Genomic DNA, 19,458 nt, shown 5'->3' with positions numbered 1-19,458 from the left:
TACGGGCCGACCGCGCCCCCGAAGGGGTTCAGTGCGCCGACGAGCCCAGCAGCCCGTCCTCGACCGCCCGGGCGTAGGACCGGACCGTCTGGTGATCGAACAGCGCCCGGGTGGGCACGGTGACGTCGAGGATCCGCCGGATCTCACCGACGACCTGGATGCTCTTCACCGAGTCGCCGCCGATGTCGAAGAAGTTGTCGTCACGGCCGACCCGGTCCCGGCGGAGCACGGTGGACCAGACCTCGGCCACCAGCTCCTCGGTGGGGGTCTCCGGGGCGGCGTAGTCGGTCTCCTCGGGCCGGGGGTCGGCCGGTGCGGGCAGCGCCCGCCGGTCGACCTTGCCGTTGGCGTTGAGGGGGAGCGACGCCAGGACGGTCAGGGACGAGGGGATCATGTAGGCGGGCAGCGTCCTGGCCAGTTCCGCGGTCACCGCGGCGGTGTCCAGCGTGCCGGGGACGGCCTCCGTCAGGTACCCGGCCAGGGACCGCGCCCCGGACGGCGCGGCCACGACGGTCGCCGCGGCCTGGGCGACGCCCGGCGCGTTCGCCAGGGCGGCCTCGATCTCCCCGAGTTCGATCCGATGGCCGCGGAGCTTGATCTGGCCGTCGGCGCGGCCGACGAACTCGATCAGCCCGTCCTTCCGCCATCGCACCAGGTCACCGGTGCGGTAGAGGCGCCCTCCGGAGCCGAAGGGGTCGGCCACGAAACGTTCGGCCGTCGCCGCCGGGCGGCGGTCGTAGCCGCGTGCCACACCGTCCCCGGCGATGTACAGCTCACCGACCGCGCCGACGGGCACCGGCCGCAGGGCCGCGTCCAGGATGTGGGTGCGGGTACCGTCCATCGGGGCGCCGATCGGGCACTCCCCGGCTTCGGCCAGGTCCGCGCCGATCGGGGCGCAGGTCGCGAACGTGGTGGTCTCGGTCGGCCCGTAGACGTGCACGACCCGGGTGTCCCCGCACGCCCGCAGGACACGGGAGAAGGAGGCCGGGTCGGCGGCCTCACCGCCGGTCCACACCTGTCGCAGCCCGGCGAAGCAGCCGGGGTCCTGCCCGGCGAAGAGGTTGAACAACGCCGTGGTCAGGAAGACCGCCGTCACCCCGTGGTCGCGCACGCCGGCCCGGATCATGTCGGCGGTGACGCCCTGTTCGGGGGCCACCATCACGGTGCCGCCGTTGAGGAGCGGCGTCCAGATCTCGTGGGTGGCCGCGTCGAAGGCGTGCGGGGAGTGGAACAGGATCCGATCGTGTCCCCGGCCCCAGCGGCCGTCCCGGGTGAACGCCACGATGTTGCGGTGGTCGACCACGACGCCCTTGGGCGTGCCCGTGGACCCGGACGTGAACATCACGTAGGCGGCCGAGGCCGGCCGGGCCCGTCCGGGCCGTACGTCCCGCTCCACTCCGGGGCGCTCGGCGAGGAGGGTGATCCCCTCGGGGCCGTAACCGTGGACGGTGATCGGGACCGACCCGGTGTAGAGGTCCGCCGACACGGGGTCGGTGATCGCGATGTCCACACCGTTGCCGGCGGCCAGGGCGGCCACCCGCTCGGCGGGGACGGAGTCGTGCAGCGGAACGTAGGTCGCCCCCGCCTTGAGGACCCCGAGCATCGCGACGACGACTCGGGGCGAGCGCGGCAGGGACAGGAACACGCGGGACTCGTGACCGGCCCCGTGGGCGCGCAGATGCCCGGCGATCTCGTCGGAGCGTCGGTCCAGTTCGGCGTAGGTCCACTCCCGGTCGGCGCCGACGAGCGCGACCGCGTCGGGCCGGGCGCGCACCTGTTCGGCGAACAGCTCGGGCACCGTCAGGTCGGGCACCGCCAGGGTGCCCCCGTCGGTGAAGGCGCTGGTGGCGGAGGCGTCCGCGCCCGTCACCGCGCCCAGGGGCCGCTCCGGGTCCAGGACCAGTGATCCGAGAACGGTCGACAGGTCGTCCAACAGCCTCAGGGCCGTGTCCCGGTCGAAGTGATCGGGTTCGTAGCCGATGATCAGACGGATCCTCTCCGTCGCGTACGCGCTGAGCGCGAGCGGGTAGTTGGTGGCCTCCTCGGCGGTGACGTCGAGGATCTCGATGCCGTGGCGGCGGGCGGTCTCGGCGTTCACGGGGTAGTTCTCGAACACCACGATGCTGTCGAACAGCTGCGTGTCACCGGGTAGCCCCGCTTCTCCCTGGATGCGGGACAGCGGCAGGTGGTCGTACCGGCGTGCGGTCACCTGACGGTCCTGGAGTTCGCGGAGCCAGGTGGTGACGGGGGTGTGGGGGGTGACGCGGACGCGGACGGGGAGGGTGTTGATGTAGATGCCGACGGCGTTCTCGATGTCGGGTCGGTCGGCGGGGCGTCCTGAGGTGGTGGCGCCGAAGACGGTGTCGGTGCGGCCGGAGTGGGCGGACAGGAGTAGGGCCCAGGCGCCTTGGACGAGGGCGTTCACGGTGAGTCCGTGCTCCCGCGCGAACCGGTGCACGGAGGCGGAGCGCTCCTCGTCGAGGTGGGTCTCCACCCGGACCCGGGAACGGGCGGTCCGCACGTCCTCGGGTGTGCGGTCGTAGGGGAGCGGGGTGGGTTCGTCGATGCCGGTGAGGGTGTCGCGCCAGTGGGCGAGTCCGGTTTCGGTGTCCTGTCGGGCGAGCCAGTGGAGGTGGTCGCGGAAGGCGGGGCGTGCGGGCAGGGGTTGGTCCCGGTAGGCGGTGAAGACGTCGTCCAGGATCAGGGGCAGGCTCCATCCGTCGAGGAGGAGGTGGTGGAAGGTCCAGGTGACGGCGGTGCGGGTGGGGGAGAGGCGGACGACCCCGATGCGCATGAGGGGTCCGGTGGTCAGGTCGATTCCGGTGGTGCGGTCGTGGTCGGTGAACGCTTGGAGGGCGTTTTCCTGTTCGGGTCCGTTGAGGTGGGAGAGGTCTTCGATGGTGATGGGGAGTGGTGTGGTGTCGGTGATGAGTTGGACGGGGGTGGTGAGTCCTTCCCAGGCGGGGACGGCGCGTAGGGCGGGGGTGGCCTCGTAGGTGCGTCGCCAGGCGTCGGCGAGTTTTTCGGGGGAGTCGACGCCTTCGAGCCGGACCACGATCTGCTCCAGATAGGACGATCCGTCGTCCAACAGGGAGTGGAACAGCATGCCCTGTTGCATGGGGGTGAGGGGGAGGACGTCCTGGACGTGGGGGGTGACGAGGCGGTCGAGGGTCTGCTGGTCCAGTTCCACGAGGGGGAAGTCGGAGGGTGTGGCTCCACCGACGCCCTCGCCCAGACAGAAGTCCACCAGGTCGTCCACCGCCGTCGCCAGCGACTCCAACAGACCACGTGCGGTGTCCTCGGTGTGCACCCGGTCGGAGTAGGCCAGGTCGAGGGTCAACCGTTCGTCCACCACCCGACCGACCACGTCGATCAGGTGCGCCCGATCGGCGTCGGCGTCATCGGCCCCGCCCAGGGTCATGGCGGTGTAAGGCGCCTCCTCCGGTACCCCGGTGTCGAATCGGCCGAGGTAGTTGAAGGAGATCCGGGGTTGGGGGGTGTGTTCCAGTCCCGGTCCGAGGTGGTGCAGTGCGCCGAAGCCGATGCCGTGGCGGGGGACGGAGCGGAGCATCTCCTTGGTGGTCTTGATCTGTTGTTCCCAGTCGGGGTGGGAGGTGAGGGCGACGGGGAAGAGGGTGGTGAACCAGCCGACGGTGCGGGACAGGTCCAGGTCGGCGGACGGATCGGCGGACAGGTCCTCGCGGCCGTGTCCCTCCAGGTCGACCAGGAGGCGTTCGCGCCCGGTCCACTCACCGAGCACCCGGCCGAGTGCGGCGAGCAGGAGGTCGTTGACCCGGGTGCGGAACACCGGCGGCACCTCCCGCAACAGCGCCCGGGTGACCTCGGGCGACAACCGCCCCGACACGCTCCGCTGGGTCGCGATGGTGCCGTTGCCGTTGCCGTCGCCGTTGTGGTGGTGGTCGTGGGGGAGGTCGGTGGGGGTGTGGGCGAGGGTGTTCCAGTGGTCGGTCTCGTCGTTGAAGTGGCCGTTGGTCGTGAGGGTGGTGAGGTGGTCGGCCCAGGTGGGGAAGGGGGTGGTGCGGGGGCCGAGGTCGAGGGGGGTGCCGGTGGTGAGCTGGTGGTGGGCGGTGGTGAGGTCTTCGAGGAGGATGCGCCAGGAGACGCCGTCCACGACGAGGTGGTGGGCCACGATCAGGAGTCGGGAGGGTGCTTCGTCACCGGTGAACAACACCGCCCGCAGCATCCGTCCGACCGCCGGTTCCAGCCCGGCCTGGACCCGCCGGACGTGTTCGGAGATCACGTCGTCGACCCGTTCCCGCTCCGTTCCGGAGAGGTCGACCGTCTCCACCGACGGCTCCACCTCGTCCACCCCGGCGATCCGGAAGGCGCCGTCGGCGTCCATGCACAACCGGAGCATGTCGTGGTGTGCGACCAGGGCGTCCACCGCCCGTACCAGCGCGCCGGCGTCGGTGTCCTCCGCCAGGTCCAGCAGCACCGACATGTTGAAGTGCTCCGGGGCGACGGGATGCGTTCGCAGGAACCAGCGCATGATGGGGGTGGGGGTGACGGGTCCGGTGGTCGGTCCGAGGCGGGGGCGTTCGTGGTGGTCGTCGGTGGTGGCGACCGCGGCGAGTGCGGCCACGGTGGGGTGGGAGAAGACCTGTTGTGAGGTGAGGGTGAGGCCGGAGCGTCGGGCGCGGGAGACGACCTGGATGCTCAGGATGGAGTCGCCGCCCAGGGCGAAGAAGTCGTCGTGCACGCCGACCCGGTCGGCTCCGAGCACGGAGGCGAACACCTCGGTCAGCGCCCGTTCCCTCTCCGAACGCGGAGCCGTGAAGGCCCTCTCCCCGCCGTCGGAGGGCGGCTCGGGCAGTGCCCGCCGGTCCACCTTGCCGTTGGCGTTCAACGGCATCGCGTCGAGCGGGACCAGGACACCGGGCACCATGTACGCCGGAAGCTCTCGCGTCAGGGCTTCGCGCAGCCTTTCGGCCCCGGCCTCGGTGATCGGCCCCGCCGCCCCCACCACGTAGCCGACCAGTCGCCGCGCGCCGCTCTCCGAGCGGTGCACGAGCACCACCGCCTCGGCGACCTGTGGGCTGCGCAGCAGGGCGGCCTCCACCTCGCCCGGCTCGATCCGAAAGCCCCGCAGTTTCACCTGCGCGTCGGCGCGGCCCGTGTACTCCAACCGTCCGTCGCGGTTCCATCGGACCAGGTCGCCGGTGCGGTACAGGCGTTCGCCGGAGCCGAACGGGTCGGCCACGAAACGCTCCGCGGTGGTCCCCGGACGGCCCCGGTACCCGCGCGCCACCCCCGCGCCGCCGATGTACAGTTCGCCCACGGCGCCCTCGGGTGTACGGCGCAGCAGCGGGTCCAGCACGCACACCCGTGTCCCGTCCAGCGGGTCGCCGATCGGGACCGGCGTCGGGACCGGGCCCTCCCCCTCCACCGTGAACGTCGTGGCGTACGTGGTGGTCTCGGTCGGACCGTACACGTTGGAGACGAGGGTCCCCGGGCACGCACGCCGCACCCGCTCCACGGCGCCCGGGTTGGCGGCCTCACCACCGGTGAGCACCTCGCGCAGACCCGAGAAACAGGCCGGATCCTGCGATGCGTACAGGTTGAACAGCGATGACGTCACGAACGTCCCGGTGGCGCCGTGTCGGGCGACCACGGCGGCGAACCCCTCGGCGTCCAGGTGTCCGGGCGGGGCCACCACGACCGTCCCCCCGTTCAGCAACGGCACCCAGATCTCGTAGGTGGCCGCGTCGAACGCGTGTGAGGAGTGGAAGAGGAGCCGGTCGTGTCCACCGCCCCGCCAGCGCCGGTCCCGGGCCAGCCGGACGATGTCGTCGTGGGCGACCGCCACGCCCTTGGGGGTGCCCGTGGACCCGGACGTGAACATCACGTAGGCCAGGCTCTTCGGGTGAACGCGCACCGGGGCCCCGTCCGGGGGCACCGGGCCGCCGTCGGGGTCGATGACGGTCAGTCCGGGACGGGCCGGCACCCGGTCGGCCGAGGCCGCGTCGGCGATCGCACAGACCGCCCCGGTCTCCTCGGCCAGCCGTGCCACCCGCTCGACCGGGTCGTTCACGTGCACCGGCACGTAGGCCGCGCCCGCGCGCACGACCGCGAGCATCGCGGTCACCACGCTCACCCCCCGCTCCAGCACCACCAGGACGGGCGACTCGTCGCCCGCGCCGTGCGCGCGCAGCCGGGCGGCCAGGGCGAAGGAGGCCGCGTCGAGTTCGGCGTAGGTCAGCTCCCCGTCCGGGCCGGACACGGCCGTGGCCTCCGGGGCCCGTGCGACCTGCGCCGCGAACGCCTCGGGAAGGGTCGGCACCGACCCCTCGGGCCCGCCCCCCTCACGGGAGGCCAGGACCCGCCGTTCATCGTCGCCGCGGACGTCGATCCGGGCCACGGCGGTCTCCGGCGCGTTCGCCAGCAGCTCCGCGATCGACCGCAGGCCCCGGGCGAGGCCGGCGATCCGCTCCTGGTCGTACAGGTCGGTGTTGTACTCCAGGGCCAGTCGCAGGCCTCCGTCGCGTTCGGTGAACTCGAAGACCAGGTCGAACAGGGACGAGGTCCGGGGCAGGTCCACCGGCCGTACCTGGAGGCCGGGCAGGTCCAGCCTCCCCGAGTGAGCGTTCTGGAGCACCATCAGAGCCTGGAAGAGGGGGGTACGGCCCGGATCGCGTTCGGTGGCCACCGCGTCCACGACCCGCTCGAAGGGCATTTCGTGCTCGAAGGCGGTGAGAACGGTGGAGCGCACCCCGTCCGCGACCCCTCCGAGGGTCGAGGCGGGGTCGATCCGCGACCTGATCACCAGGGGGTTGACGAAGAACCCGACCACGTCGTCCACCTGGTGGTGGTCGCGTCCGGCCGACGCCACCCCGAGGGTGACGTCCACGGATCCCGAGGCGGTGGACAGCAGCAGCTGGGTGAGCGCGGTGAGCGTGGTGAACAGGGTGGAACCGCGCCGCCTTCCCGCTTCCTTGAGCGCGTCCGTCAGAACGGGACCGAGGTCCAGGCGGTGCACCGCGCCCGCCGTGGTCCGGACCGTCGGCCTGGGGCGGTCGCAGGGGACCTCCAAGGGGCGCGCCCCGTCGAGTTCGCGCCTCCAGTACGCCAGGCGCCCGTCCGCGTCCGGCCCGTCCCATCGGCCCTGTTCCCACACCGCGAAGTCGGCGTAGTCCAACCGGTCCGCTTCGGGCTCGGCCGTGGACCGGCCGCGGGTCCGGTCTCGGTACAGAGCGGTCAGGTCCCGGGCCAGGAGGTCCACGGACCAGCCGTCGCAGGCGATGTGGTGGAAGCTCAGCACCAGGAGGTGGTCGTCTTCGCCGAGCCGGACCAGCAGGGCCCGGAACGGGCCGCCCTCCCCGAGGTCGAAGGGCCGCTCCACCTCGGCGGTGAGCACCTTCTCCAGTCGTTCCCCGAGATCGCCGGTTCCGGCCAGGTCGAGGTGGGACAGCGGGGCGCCGCCCTCCGAGGGCTCGCCGATCACCTGGACCGGCCCCTCATCGGTGGTGGCGTAGGTGGTGCGCAGGATCTCGTGCCGCCGTCGCAGGCCGGTGAGCGCGTCCTGGAGAGCGGGTACCGAGAGTTTCCCGGTCAGCCGGTGGGCGCTCCCCGTGTGGTACTCGGCGCCGCCCCGGTGGTGCTGGTGAAGGAACCACAGGCGGCGCTGCGCGGCGGACAGGGGCAGGGGACGGCCCCGGTCGACGCGGGTGATCGGACGGGTGGCGTCCGTGCCGCCGACACCCTCGGAGGCCAGCCGGGCCGGGGTGGGGTGGGCGAACACCGACCGTCGGTCCAAGGCGGTCCCGAGCCGGGCGTCGATGCGGGACAACGCGCGGACGGCGAGGATGGAATCACCGCCCAGGGAGAAGAAGTCGTCGTGCGCGCCCACCCGGTCCAGACACAGGACGGCGGCGAACTCCTCGCAGACCACCCGCTCGGTGTCGTCGCGCGGCGCCGTGTACTCCGGCTCCGGGGCGGCCTCGTCGGGGGCGGGCAGCAGGGCGCGGTCGATCTTCCCGTTGGGCGTGGTGGGCAGGGCGGGCAGCGCCACGACGACGGAAGGGACCATGTGGTCGGGCAGCCGCTCGGCCAGGGCCGCGCGCACCCGTTCCCCGTCGGGTGCCGGGCCGTGCGGCTCCCCGGCCACGTAGGCGACGAGACGGCGGATCCCGGGCCGGTCCTCGCGTACGAGAACCGCCGCGGTGGCCACCTCGGGCACCCGGGTGGCGGCGTCCTCGATCTCCCCCGGCTCGATGCGGAAACCGCGCAGTTTCACCTGGTGGTCGCTCCTGCCGCGGAACTCCAGGTCGCCGTCGGGACGCAGGCGCACCACGTCGCCGGAGCGGTACATGCGGGAACCGGGCGGGCCGAACGGGTCGGGCACGAAGCGCTCGGCGGTCAGCCCCGCCCGGCCGTGGTAACCGCGGGCCAGACCGGCACCGGAGATGTACAGTTCGCCGATGCCGCCCTCCGGTACCGGACGCAGCCGCTCGTCCAGCACGTGGACGGTCGTGCCGTCGACCGCGCGACCGATCGGCGGCACGTCGTTCCCGGACAGGGGTGCGCTCATCGTCGCGCACACGGTGGTCTCCGTGGGCCCGTACCCGTTGTACATCCGCCGGCCGCGCGACCACAGGTTCACGATCTCGCTCGGGCACGCCTCGCCCGCCACCATCACCGCCCGCAGTCCGGTCAGGTCGGTCGGCGACAACCCCGGCAGGACGGCCGGGGGCAGGGTCACATGGGTGATCCGGTGCTCCCGCAGGGAGGAGATCAGCTCCTCGCCCAGGAGTCTCGGACGGGGGAGGACGACCAGGGCGGCCCCGTTGAGGAGGGCCATGCACACCTCGAACACCGAGGCGTCGAAGCTGGGCGAGGCGAACTGGAGGATCCGGGAGTCGACGGTCACCTCCATGCGGACCCGCTGGGTGGCCGCCAGGTCGCCGATGCCCCGATGGGTGACCAGGACGCCCTTGGGCCGTCCGGTGGATCCGGAGGTGTAGATGACGTAGGCGATGTCGTCGGGCAGCGGGCGTGCGTCCGTCGGAGCGGTGTTCCCGACGGCTCCGGCGCCCGCGTCGGCCTCGGCGGTGGTCAGGGCCCGGACCCCGTCGGGAAGGGGCGTCGACACCGCGTTCGCGGTGATCACCGTCCCGGCCCCGGAGTCGGTGATCATGTACGCGAGCCGTTCGGCCGGGTAGGCGGGGTCCAGGGGGAGATGGGCCGCTCCCGCCCGCATGATCGCGAGTAGTGACACCACCGTGTCCCGGCCGCGTTCGAGGTGCACACCGACGATGTCCCCGGGACGGACACCGTGGAGGAGGAGTCCGCGGGCCCGGCGCTCGACCAGTTCGGCGAGGCTCGCGTAGGTGAGCGTCCCGCTCTCGGTCACCAACGCCGTCGCCTCGGGGCGGCGGGCGGCCCGGGCGGCGAACAGTTCCGGGAAGGTGCGGGCGGCCGGGGCCTGGGGGGACGACACGATCACTGCTCCTGGGATTCGAAATCGAGGACAGGCCGGTGGCGGGGCCCGAGGGGGAGGGGAGGGGGTCAGGTCCTGGCGCGGACCGGGAGGGGGGTCCTGCGCAGAGACCGGCCGTTGTACTGCATGGCCGTGACGACCTCGGGAGCGTGCGGGTCGCGCAGGAAGCGGCCGTTGAAGGACATGCCGCCGAGATCGCCCACCGTGACGGAGAAGTGCTGGTCGGAGGCCGGGTCGAGCGGACCGGAGAACCCGTCGGCCAGGCCGAACCAGAATCCGTCGCCCAGCCGGGTGACGTCCACGCGCAGATCGCCGTTGACGTACCGGCCGGTGATCTCCTCACCGGGGACCGTGCTCCGCCGGTGCCGGACCGGGTGCCGGTAGTGCCCCACGTCCACGCCCAGATCCCGCAGGCCGGACACCAGGTCCTCCCACATGCGCAGCCCCGAGGTGCCGTTCGTGGTCAGCGCCAGGGCGGTGCGCCCTTCGGGGTCGACCCGCAGGTCGCAGGTGCCGCCGTCGAGCGTGCCGTCGTGGCCGTACCAGAGCCGGTCGCCCGCCAGGTGCAGGGCCCAGCCCGCGCCCCAGCCGTCGGCCAGCCCGAAGGGGTCGGCCGCCGGTACCGAGCGGCCCATCTCGTGCAGCACGCTCGGGTCGGCGATGTCGATGTGCAGGGCGGCGTCGTCGGGCGTCATGAAGGCCCGCGCGAAGTTCACCAGGTCGGTGGCGCTCCCCGCCAGCCCGCCCGCGGGGGCCAGCGCGGGCTCCACGTGGAAGTCCACCGGCTCGACCGTTCCCGAGGGGAGGTCCACGGCGTGGCCGCTGACGATCTCGGGTCGGGCACCGGGGTCGCGGGCGTCGTACACGAAGACCGTGTCCAGTCCGGCGGGTGCGAGAAGGTGCGATTCCAATGTCTCCCACCAGCTCTGGCCGGTGACGGTCTCCACCAGGTAGGCGGCCAGGGAGTAACCGCTGTTGGAGTAGGAGAAGGCGTTCCCGGGGTCGGCGACCCGGCCCTGCTCCAGCAGGGACAGCGCCTGCCGGCGCAGGGAGGCGGACCGGACCGGCCCCTCGTCGTGGTCGGAGATCAGCCCCGCGGTGTGGCTGAGGAGCTGACGGGTGGTCATCGTCGGCCTGTCGCCGGCGGCCCTGAGCCCGGGCAGGAGGTCCATGACGGGGGTGTCGAGATCGAGGTCGCCGTCCTCGACGGACTGCATGATCAGGGCGGCCGTGAAGACCTTGGAGACCGATCCGTAGGCGAAGCGCGAGCGCGGGGTCACGGGGCGCTCCGTGCCGGCCCGCTCGACACCCGTGGTGAGTTCGTACAGTTCGCCCCCGTGATACAGGGACAGTTGGGCCCCCGGCACCAGGGAATCGTGGGCGAGGCCCTCGAACAGGCGCGAAAGGTCTCTTCTCACGTCGGCTCCTGTCGTGTTTCGGAGAATGGATAGTCCGCCTGAGTTTTGCGATGATCGAGGGTGTAGTCAGCAATACCGACAGGCAGATACTTCACTATCCCTTCCGGACGAGTCAAGGGATGCGGCTCATGCCTCAACATGCACATGGGAGCACACTTCGATGCGATGGTTAATCGCCCGTTAATGTGCCGTGATCGTGGTCTTCGCTGGTTGCCGGGTAGGTGTATGAAAACCTGACACTGTTCATTTGTTTACTGCTCTCCCAGAGATCGCCCGCTGCTCGCCGGAGGCGTTGAGGCGAAGTCCCCTGGGTGCTGACATCCGCTCTGAACTGGTCTTATGTGGTCATATCGACTGGGGTCGGGGGGTGCCCGAAGCTTCCTTGTGACTTGAGTCACCTTTTTGGGCGTTCTGCTCGAATGGCGTGGTGAGAATCGCTGGTCAGAGGGCACGTTGTTTCGCCTGGGGGCCGTGCATTCACGGATTGTCACGCTGAGAGATGTTTCGTGAGAGTAGAGTAATGAGTCGCTTCTCGGGGTGGCCGAAAGTGGCCACAAAAGAAAAAAGCCATCCGGGGTCGCCGGATGGCAGAGATGCTCTACTCAGGAAAAGATAAAGGGTTTTTCTTTATCTGTCCGATGGGTTGTGCCGTCTGCGGTGGCGCAGATGGTGCATGACCAGCAGGACTATGCACAGCACGGTCGACAACCCGAAGGCCACGCTGATCAGCGGATGGAATCCGCCGAAGGAGGTGACCGCGTTGGCCGTGGCGCCGAGGATGATCAGCAGCCACAGCGAGGCGCGCACCGCGAGTCGGCCCCCTGGGGTGGGGGCGCCGTCCTGTCGCGATGGGCGGGGGTCTCCGGAACTCCGCGAGAAGCGGTAGGGGTCGCTCATCTGCTTCAACTCCAAGGGCCCGGAGGCCGGGGTGGGTGGGACACGGCACGGCCGTACGGGTCCCTGCCGCCAACGATGACGAGCCTAGGAGCCCGACCTCCGCCGAGGCGATCCCGCGCACTGAACACCTCGGGTACAGCAGGCTGTACTCTTCCCCGTCGCCTCCTCCGCCGGGCGTTCCCAGCCGGTAGGGTTGCGCCGAACCGGCCCCCGCCAGGAAGTGAACATGCCCCCCACGGACGACGACACCGGTCTGTTCCGGGAACTGGTGCGCACCGGGCTCAACAACATGTTCCTCAGCCTGGAACGCCTCGCCGGCGGGCTGATCACCGCAGTGATGGCCCTGTTCTCCCTGGCGGTGATCGGCGCCGTACTCCTCGCCTCGCTCGCCGGCGTCGGTCTGCTCCTGCTCCCCGCCGCCCTGCGCCTGCTGCGCGCGGTCGCCGATCGGGAACGCCACCGCCTCACCCGCTGGGGGTGGTCCGCTCCGTCGCCTCCCCCGGCCACCGACCGCGCCACCGTGTCCGGGGCGCTGCGCGCCCTCGTCGGAGACGTTCAGGTCCGCCGGGACCTGTGCTGGCTGGTCTGCCACTCCACCCTGGGGTTCCTCACCGGGGTCCTGGGAGTACTGCTCCCGGTGATCGCCGTCCGGGACGCCACCTTCCCCCTGTGGTGGCGCCTGCTGCCCCCCGACACCGCGGGCGCCTCCATCGGAATACCCGTCCACGACTGGTACACGGCCGCGGCGGTGGGTCTGCTGGGAGTGGCCTGGGCCGCGATCGCCTTCGGAGCCGAGCCGGCGCTGGCCCGCCTCCAGGCATGGCCGGGGCACCGCCTGTTGGGACCGCACTCCCGTGCCGTCCTGTACGAGCGCATCACCGAGCTGACCGCGACCAGGGCCGCCGCCCTCCGGTCGCACACCACCGAACTCCGCCGTATCGAGCGTTCCCTGCACGACGGCGCGCAGAGCCGACTGGTCGCCGTCATCATCCAGGTGGGCGCCGCACGCCGGGCCCTGCGCACCGACCCCGCTCGGGTCGACGCGGCCCTGGAACGTGCCCAGGCCGCCGCCGAGGACGCCCTGGCCGAACTGCGCGGTCTCGTGCGCGGCATCCTGCCGCCGATCCTGGAGAGCCACGACCTCGAAGGCGCCCTCGGGGCCCTGGCGGCCGGCTGCTCGGTCTCCTGCACGGTCGAGGTCGGGGACGTGGCCCCCCTCGCCTCGTCCATCGAGGCGACGGTCTACTTCACCGTCGCCGAGGCGGTCACCAACGTCACCCGGCACAGCGATGCCCGACGCGCGCGGGTGCGCGTCGTCAGAGAAGGAGACACCTTGTACGTCCACGTCCACGATGACGGCCGGGGCGGTGCCACCGAACACGCGGGAAGCGGGCTGACCGGTATCCGCCGCCGGGTGGAGGCGCACGACGGCTCGCTCACCGTCCACAGCCCCGAGGGCGGGCCGACCGACGTTCGCGCGGAGCTGCCGTGCGGATCGTGATCGCCGAGGACGACGCCCTGCTCCGAGAGGGGATGGCCGCCCTGCTCCGGGGCGAGGGGCTGGAGATCGTGGCGGCCGTCGGGGAACCCGACGCCCTGGTGGAGGCGGTGATCCGGCACGAGCCCGACATCGCCGTCATCGACGTCCGAATGCCCCCTACCCACACCGACGAGGGCATCCGGGCGGCGGTCCGCATCCGGAACGCCCACCCCGGGCTGCCGGTCCTGGTGTTGTCGGCCTACGTCGAGCGGTCGTTCGCGACGGAGCTGATGGAGAGCGGAACCTCGGGCATCGGCTACCTGCTCAAGGAACGGGTCGGCCGGGTCGACCGGTTCCTCGACACCCTGCACCGGGTCGCGGCCGGGGAGGTCGCCATCGACCCGGAGGTGGTCGCCCAACTGTTCGCCCGCAAACACGCCGACGACGCCCTGAACCGGCTCAGCCGCCGTGAGCGCGACGTGCTCGCCCTCATGGCGGAGGGCCTGGGCAACACGGCGATCGCGGAACGGCTCACGGTCACCGAGGGCGCGGTGCACAAGCACATCCGCAACATCTTCGGCAAGCTCGGTCTGGCCCCGGACGACCGCTCCGACCGGCGTGTCGCCGCGGTCCTGCGCCACCTCAACGCCGCGGGCCGCTGAAGATCACGGCTTGCGGGCGACCACGCCGAACTCGTCCATGAACCGGGGCTCACCGACCTCCGAGGGCTCGGGCCGCCACAGGGGGATCGACACCAGTCCGGGGTCGACCGGCTCCAACCCCTCCAGGAACCGTTCGATCTCCGCCGGGCTCCGCAGGGTGATGGGGGCGGGGGAGGAGGCGTTCCACTGCCGCACCGCCTCCTCCATCGCCTCGCCGGTGGCCTCGTTCGTGGCGTGGGTGAGGATCACGTGGCTGCCGGAGGGCAGCGCCTCCACCAGGGTGCGGACGACGTCGTACACCTCGTCGTCGGGAATGTGGAAGAGGATCCCGAGCAGGACGAGTCCGATCGGCTCGTCGTCGCCCAGGATCCCGACGGCCTCGCGCAGGATGGTGACCGGGTCGCGCAGGTCGGCGTCGACGTAGGCGGTCCGCCCCTCCGGGGTGCTCGTCAAGAGGGCCCGCGCGTGCGTCAGGACCAAGGGGTCGTTGTCGACGTAGACGATGCGCGCGTCGGGGGTGACGGCCTGGGCCACCTGGTGGGTGTTCTCGGCGGTGGGCAGCCCGGTGCCGATGTCGAGGAACCGGCGGATGCCCCGCTCCCGGGCGAGGAAGCGCACCGTCCGCCGGAGGAAGGCCCGGTTCTGGATCGCCATCTCACCGATCATCGGCAGCACCGACAGGATCTGATCGCCCATCGCCCGGTCGGCCGGATAGTGGTCCTTGCCGCCGAGCCAGTAGTCGTAGACACGGGCGGAATGGGGCTGGGAGGCGTCGATGAGGGGATGGGGAGTGTGCGACATGACTGCCTTCCGATCGGGTCCGGCGCACAGCATAGAGCGCGCGAAGCCTTACCGGGTAGGGCCTGGCGCCTCCGGCTTCCCCTCCGTGGGAGCGGGCGGTCCGGAACGTGCGTGCTCCGCCTGGCGCCGTTCCAGCCCTTCGAGGACGAGGTCGAGCGAGAACACGGACTCCTCGTCGTCACGGCCCCCGAGCGACCCCGAGCGGGTCGAGGCGGGCGCCATCTCGGCGGTCCGGGGCGGCTCCCGCGCCCAGACGGGGCGGCCTGGGCGACGGCGCCCTCCGGCTCCGCCCGCGTCCTGTCGTCGTACGGGTCCTCGCCCAACCCCGGGACACGGCCGCCCGGGACGGGACGGTGTCCCGGTCGGGGCCGGACCTCCTCACGGCGTGGGTTGTGCTTTCGAAGCGGAACGGGAACGGGGAACGAGTGCCCGGTACCCGGTGGGCCATGCGGGTGACCTTCTCTCGGCGCTCGGGCCGAGGACACCGGGTGACGGGACTTGTTCCGCACGGGCATGTACACGCGAAGGGGAGCCCGAGTGGGATCACGGAAGAGGGGTTTCCTCGGCCTACCGCGAACCCGCGATTCATCACGTTGGAAGAGCCGGTGGGCGAATCCTCAAGGGATCATGGGATGAAGCTCCGGGAGGTTCTCGATCTCACTTTCGCGAATCGGTTTCGGAAAATCGTGATATCGGATGCGTTCCGGAAGGTGGACGGTACGCCGGGCCTGGGAAAAGGCTCCGGTCCCAGTGATCTCACTGGAGCCGGAGCCTTTCGACGAGTACCGAGGTCCGGATTCCCGCATCCGGTGCCTCCGTGGGGGTCAGACCATGCCGGGCCGCTTGGCGGGGAAGGCGTGCTTGCGGGCGAGGAGCACGACGATCAGGACCGGCACCAGGAGCAGGAGAACGCTCCATGGGAAGGACCTCGGGCCGAAGAGTTCGAGGAGGATGCCGCCGACGGCCCCACCCCCGGCCATGAACCCGTTCCATGTGGTGACCAGCAGGGCCTGCGCGGAATCGCCTCCCGCATCGGTCACGGCGGTCTGCATGAGGGTGGTGATGCCGCCCCAGCCGAGCCCCCACAGGGCCGCCGCGACGAAGACCAGGACGCTGCTGTCGGCGAACACCGCCAGCAACGTGGTCCCCAGCGCGAACAGGATCGCGCTGGTGATGGTCAGGGCCCGCAGTCGGCGGTCCACTTGGGCGCCGACGATGAGGATGCTCACCATGGACGCGATGCCGAAGATCAGCAGCACGAGGCCGATGGACGATCCCATCTCGTATTCGATGAGGAACGTGGCGATGTACGTGTAGAGAATGTTGTGGGCCAGTACGTAGGCCGCGACCACGAACAGGACGGCCACCACGCCGGGACGGAGGAGGGCGCTCAGAACCGACTCCCTCTGCTCTCCCCGCTTGCCCACGTGGTCCGGAACCGACGCGAGGACCCATCCCATCAGGATCACACCGAGGAAGGCGACCAGGAGGAACGTCATCCTCCAGCCGAAGAACCCGCTGAGGAAGGTGCCCACCGGGATGCCCAGCGACAGCGCGAGGGGGACACCTCCCATGGTGATGGCGATCGCCCTGCCCTGGAGGTGGGGAGGCGCCAGGCGGCGGGCGTACTCGACCAGCAACGCCCAGATGAGACCGGCGGCCACTCCGCCGATGAATCGGAACACCATGGTCAGCAGGTAGTCCGGTGAGACCGCCGTGACCAGATTGGACACGGCGATCGCGGCTATCGCTCCCAGCAGGAGCGGCTTGCGCCGCCATGTCGCCGTCAAAGCGAACAGCGGGATCGCCGTGATCGCGGAGGCGATCGCGTAGACCGTCAGGGATTGGCCCATCGCGGACTCGCTGACCGAGAGGCTCCTGCTCATCTCGGGCAGCATTCCCGCCGGAAGCGCCTCGGTCAGGATGCCGACGAAGGCCGCCGTGGCCAAGGCCAACAATGGCACCCAGGGGAGCCCCTGATCTTTCGCCCCTTCGGGGGAGGGGTCGACCATTTTTTCTACATGGGAAGTAGACATGGTCTGTATCCTCAAACCCTTCCATAAGTGTGAGGGTCAATCGCCATCTTTGTGAGGTGGACCACATGCGCATCGGTGAGTTGTCGGAACGCACCGGGACGTCCCGCCGACTGCTCCGCTACTACGAAGAACAAGGGCTGATCGTCGTCGAACGCTCTCCCAACGGTTATCGGGAGTACGACGAGCGTTATGTGGACCGTGTCCTACAGATCAAGGGACTGCTCGAAGCCGGTCTGCCGACCAGGATCATCAAGCGGATCCTTCCGTGCCTCGATCAGCCGCGCGCCATCTATGTCTCCCATGCCACGCCCGAGACGATCGCCGTGCTCGAACGCGAGTGCGACCGGATGAACGAGCGCATTCGGTTCCTGGTCCATAACAGGGACTCCATATCCGCCTACCTCGATGAAGTGCGCCGTGGCCGAGGCCCGGACGCGCCGGAGACGGACCCCGGCTCCGACACCACCCCCGCCGCGACCTCGTCCGAGGAATCGGTGGGCTCTCGCGCGGACCTGTGAGGGGCGGGCGGCCGGGCGGTTCGACGCCGGGGACCGGGCCTCACGCCAGGACGCGGCGGCCACCCGGTTGTTCGTCGCGTCCGCCGCCCGAGAGGTCGTCGAAGGAGCGGTGCGCTTCTCCGGACCGCTCGCCCTCACCGACGACCGGCTGATGGCACGAGCCCATCGTGACGTGCTGTTCTTCTCCGAAACCGGTGGTGGCGTCGAAGCGCTGCGACCGGTGATCGCGGCGTCCCTCCCAGGACGTGGTTGAACATGACGACCGGAGCCGATGTGGACCACGCACGACACGACATGGAGTTTCCCCGGCATCGCCGCCCGGGCCGCCAAGACCGACGAGGAGGGGCGGATACCACCTCAGAGCTGGACGGAGGTCATCGAGAGCGGATACCTGCGGCTGTTCCACTCCACCGAGGTCGGTGGCGTCGGCGCGAACGGGGCGACCCAGGCCCAGGCCATGGAGGCTTTGGCCCGAGCGTGTCCGGGCACGTACTGGACGGCGACCGTATCGGCGTTGTTGTGCGCCAAGATGATCTCCACCTACGGCGACCCCGATCACCACGAAGGGCTGCTCCGTTCTCTGCTCAGCGGTCGCAAGCCGGCCGGCTTCGCCGTGGTCGAGACGACGGCGGGCAGCGACTCCGCCACCTTCCGTACCTCGGTGCGCCCCGCCGGGCCACCCGGCGGAGGCTTCTACATCAGCGGTGAGAAGGCCCGCATCTCCAACGCGCCCAGCGCCGACCTGGCCGTGACCCTCGCCCGGCGGGAGAAGTCCCCGGGGGATGACGGCCCGGACTGGTGCCTCGCCTTCGTGGACCTGCACCAACCCGGAGTCCGCCGTTACGAGATCCCCCACATGGGGCTGCGGGGGATGCCCTGGGGCGGCATCGTCTTCACCGACGCGCACGTCGCCGAGAGGGACGTCGTGCCGGTGCCCTTCCACGAGCTGGCCGAGGGCATGGCGTGGGGATGGCTGAAGATCTCGTTCGCGGCCATCGCCATCGCCGAGTCCGCTCTCGCGGCCTCCGTACGGCACGCCAAGGACCGGGTCTCGTTCGGCCGCCCTCTGGCCCACATGGAGGGCGTGCAGGCCCAGCTCGCCGACTCCCGCGCCCAGATCGACGCCACCCGGTCGCTGGCCCGCCGAGCCCTGTGCGAGCGTGTCGCGGGACGGTCGGCCAGGGACCTCATGGCCAAGCTCAAGATCTACGCCACCGAGATGGCCGTCCAGGTGGTCACGCGCGCCGTGCAGATCCACGGGGCGGCCGGTGTGACCAAGGGCCATGAGGTGGAGCGTCTGTACCGGGACGCCGAGATGAACGTCATCGGCGGGTTCACCTCCAACCGTCTGCGTGAGCAGGTCGCCGAAGGCATGGGCCTGGGACCGGCGGTCTATGGGGAGTTCGACTGGGTGACGCCGGCCGGGCTCGGCCGGGATCCGACGGGGCTCGACGGTCCCTCGTTCCCCGAGGTCGGCGGACACTAGGCCGACCGCTCGGAGCCGTTCGCGGAGGCGCTCGGCCGGGATGCCCCGGCCGAGCGTGCGAGCGAACACCCTCGGTGCGCCGCCGTGGTGGGAGAACGAAGAGGCGGGCTCCCTCGGGAGCCCGCCTCTTCGCGGTGCCGGTGGGCCCTGGGTGAACCGACCATGACCCGCGGGACGAAGCCTCGCATCGGGGGGCCGGGGCGTCCCCCCAGAGGAAACGACGAAGCGGCCCTGCGAGGAGGCCGTGGGCCTCCGAGCAGGACCGCTCCGGAGTGAAGTGGGCGATACAGGATTCGAACCTGTGACCTCTACCGTGTCAAGGTAGCGCTCTAACCAACTGAGCTAACCGCCCTCATGGGAAATGAGGTGCATGGAGGCGGAGACGGGAATCGAACCCGTGTGCAGGGATTTGCAGTCCCTTGCCTCAACCACTCGGCCACTCCGCCAGGAACTGCATGGGGGAATCGCCTCGTGGACACCCATGCGGGCCTCTCCGAGCGGACGACGGGATTCGAACCCGCGACCCTCACCTTGGCAAGGTGATGCTCTACCAGCTGAGCCACGTCCGCATGCGCTACGGAACCACGTTCCGAAGCCGACCCGACTCTGCCACCTCACGGCGGCGGAGTCGAATCGTTTTCGAGCGGACGACGGGATTCGAACCCGCGACCCTCACCTTGGCAAGGTGATGCTCTACCAGCTG

Annotated in this window: 10 protein-coding genes and 3 tRNA genes; 5 read left to right on the top strand and 8 right to left on the bottom strand. The window is 70.7% G+C overall.

The genetic code is table 11. The annotated features are described in order from the left end of the window. Nucleotides 1-28: 28 nt before the first annotated feature. The 3 genes from PWG71_RS14305 to PWG71_RS14295 all read right to left on the bottom strand — a co-directional run bounded on the left by PWG71_RS14305 (nucleotide 29) and on the right by PWG71_RS14295 (nucleotide 11,772). Nucleotides 29-9,457 (bottom strand): non-ribosomal peptide synthetase, encoded by a 9,429-nt coding sequence (locus PWG71_RS14305; RefSeq protein WP_274810198.1) that lies wholly within the window; start codon nucleotides 9,455-9,457, stop codon nucleotides 29-31. Nucleotides 9,458-9,525: 68 nt separating this feature from the next. Beyond that, on the bottom strand, nucleotides 9,526-10,875 hold the full coding sequence (locus PWG71_RS14300) for a serine hydrolase domain-containing protein (RefSeq protein ID WP_274810197.1): 1,350 nt from the start codon (nucleotides 10,873-10,875) through the stop codon (nucleotides 9,526-9,528). Between the two features lie 627 nt (nucleotides 10,876-11,502). Next, the gene (locus PWG71_RS14295; protein WP_274810196.1) at nucleotides 11,503-11,772 is read right to left on the bottom strand and encodes a hypothetical protein; all 270 of its coding nucleotides are present in this window, start codon (nucleotides 11,770-11,772) and stop codon (nucleotides 11,503-11,505) included. Between the two features lie 226 nt (nucleotides 11,773-11,998). Here PWG71_RS14295 and PWG71_RS14290 point away from each other — a divergent pair, with 226 nt between their 5' ends. Then, the gene (locus tag PWG71_RS14290; RefSeq protein WP_274810195.1) at nucleotides 11,999-13,273 is read left to right on the top strand and encodes a sensor histidine kinase; all 1,275 of its coding nucleotides are present in this window, start codon (nucleotides 11,999-12,001) and stop codon (nucleotides 13,271-13,273) included. Beyond that, complete coding sequence (locus PWG71_RS14285) at nucleotides 13,261-13,914, top strand: response regulator transcription factor (RefSeq protein ID WP_274810194.1); 654 nt, start codon at nucleotides 13,261-13,263, stop codon at nucleotides 13,912-13,914. Before PWG71_RS14290 ends, PWG71_RS14285 begins: the two co-directional genes overlap by 13 nt. Nucleotides 13,915-13,917: 3 nt before the next feature. Here the strand turns inward: PWG71_RS14285 and PWG71_RS14280 are convergent, their stop codons facing one another. Together PWG71_RS14280 and PWG71_RS14275 are read right to left on the bottom strand one after the other, a co-directional pair. Next, on the bottom strand, nucleotides 13,918-14,715 hold the full coding sequence (locus PWG71_RS14280; RefSeq protein ID WP_274810193.1) for an SAM-dependent methyltransferase: 798 nt from the start codon (nucleotides 14,713-14,715) through the stop codon (nucleotides 13,918-13,920). A gap of 824 nt (nucleotides 14,716-15,539) precedes the next feature. Then, on the bottom strand, nucleotides 15,540-16,751 hold the full coding sequence (locus PWG71_RS14275) for an MFS transporter (protein ID WP_274810192.1): 1,212 nt from the start codon (nucleotides 16,749-16,751) through the stop codon (nucleotides 15,540-15,542). Between the two features lie 65 nt (nucleotides 16,752-16,816). Here PWG71_RS14275 and PWG71_RS14270 point away from each other — a divergent pair, with 65 nt between their 5' ends. From PWG71_RS14270 to PWG71_RS14260, 3 genes are read left to right on the top strand one after another with little or no spacing between them, the layout of a single operon-like run. Next, on the top strand, nucleotides 16,817-17,269 hold the full coding sequence (locus tag PWG71_RS14270) for a MerR family transcriptional regulator (protein ID WP_274810191.1): 453 nt from the start codon (nucleotides 16,817-16,819) through the stop codon (nucleotides 17,267-17,269). Continuing rightward, nucleotides 17,157-17,522: an acyl-CoA dehydrogenase family protein gene (locus tag PWG71_RS14265; RefSeq protein ID WP_274810190.1), complete on the top strand. Its 366-nt coding sequence runs from the start codon at nucleotides 17,157-17,159 to the stop codon at nucleotides 17,520-17,522. Before PWG71_RS14270 ends, PWG71_RS14265 begins: the two co-directional genes overlap by 113 nt. An 18-nt stretch (nucleotides 17,523-17,540) precedes the next feature. Continuing rightward, a complete protein-coding gene (locus tag PWG71_RS14260; protein WP_274810189.1) occupies nucleotides 17,541-18,755 on the top strand; it encodes an acyl-CoA dehydrogenase family protein in 1,215 nt (404 codons plus the stop codon). Between the two features lie 278 nt (nucleotides 18,756-19,033). Here the strand turns inward: PWG71_RS14260 and PWG71_RS14255 are convergent. The 3 genes from PWG71_RS14255 to PWG71_RS14245 all read right to left on the bottom strand — a co-directional run bounded on the left by PWG71_RS14255 (nucleotide 19,034) and on the right by PWG71_RS14245 (nucleotide 19,324). Further along, nucleotides 19,034-19,107: transfer RNA gene (locus PWG71_RS14255), tRNA-Val, on the bottom strand. 19 nt (nucleotides 19,108-19,126) lie between these two features. Then, nucleotides 19,127-19,201: transfer RNA gene (locus PWG71_RS14250), tRNA-Cys, on the bottom strand. 50 nt (nucleotides 19,202-19,251) lie between these two features. After that, nucleotides 19,252-19,324, bottom strand: a tRNA-Gly gene (locus PWG71_RS14245). Nucleotides 19,325-19,458 lie beyond the last annotated feature (134 nt).

It is taken from the genome of Nocardiopsis sp. N85, assembly GCF_028882275.1.
Taxonomy (GTDB): domain Bacteria; phylum Actinomycetota; class Actinomycetes; order Streptosporangiales; family Streptosporangiaceae; genus Nocardiopsis; species Nocardiopsis lambiniae.
The sequence above is the reverse complement of the archived record's forward strand: the minus strand, read 5'-3'. Positions and strand labels throughout refer to the sequence as shown.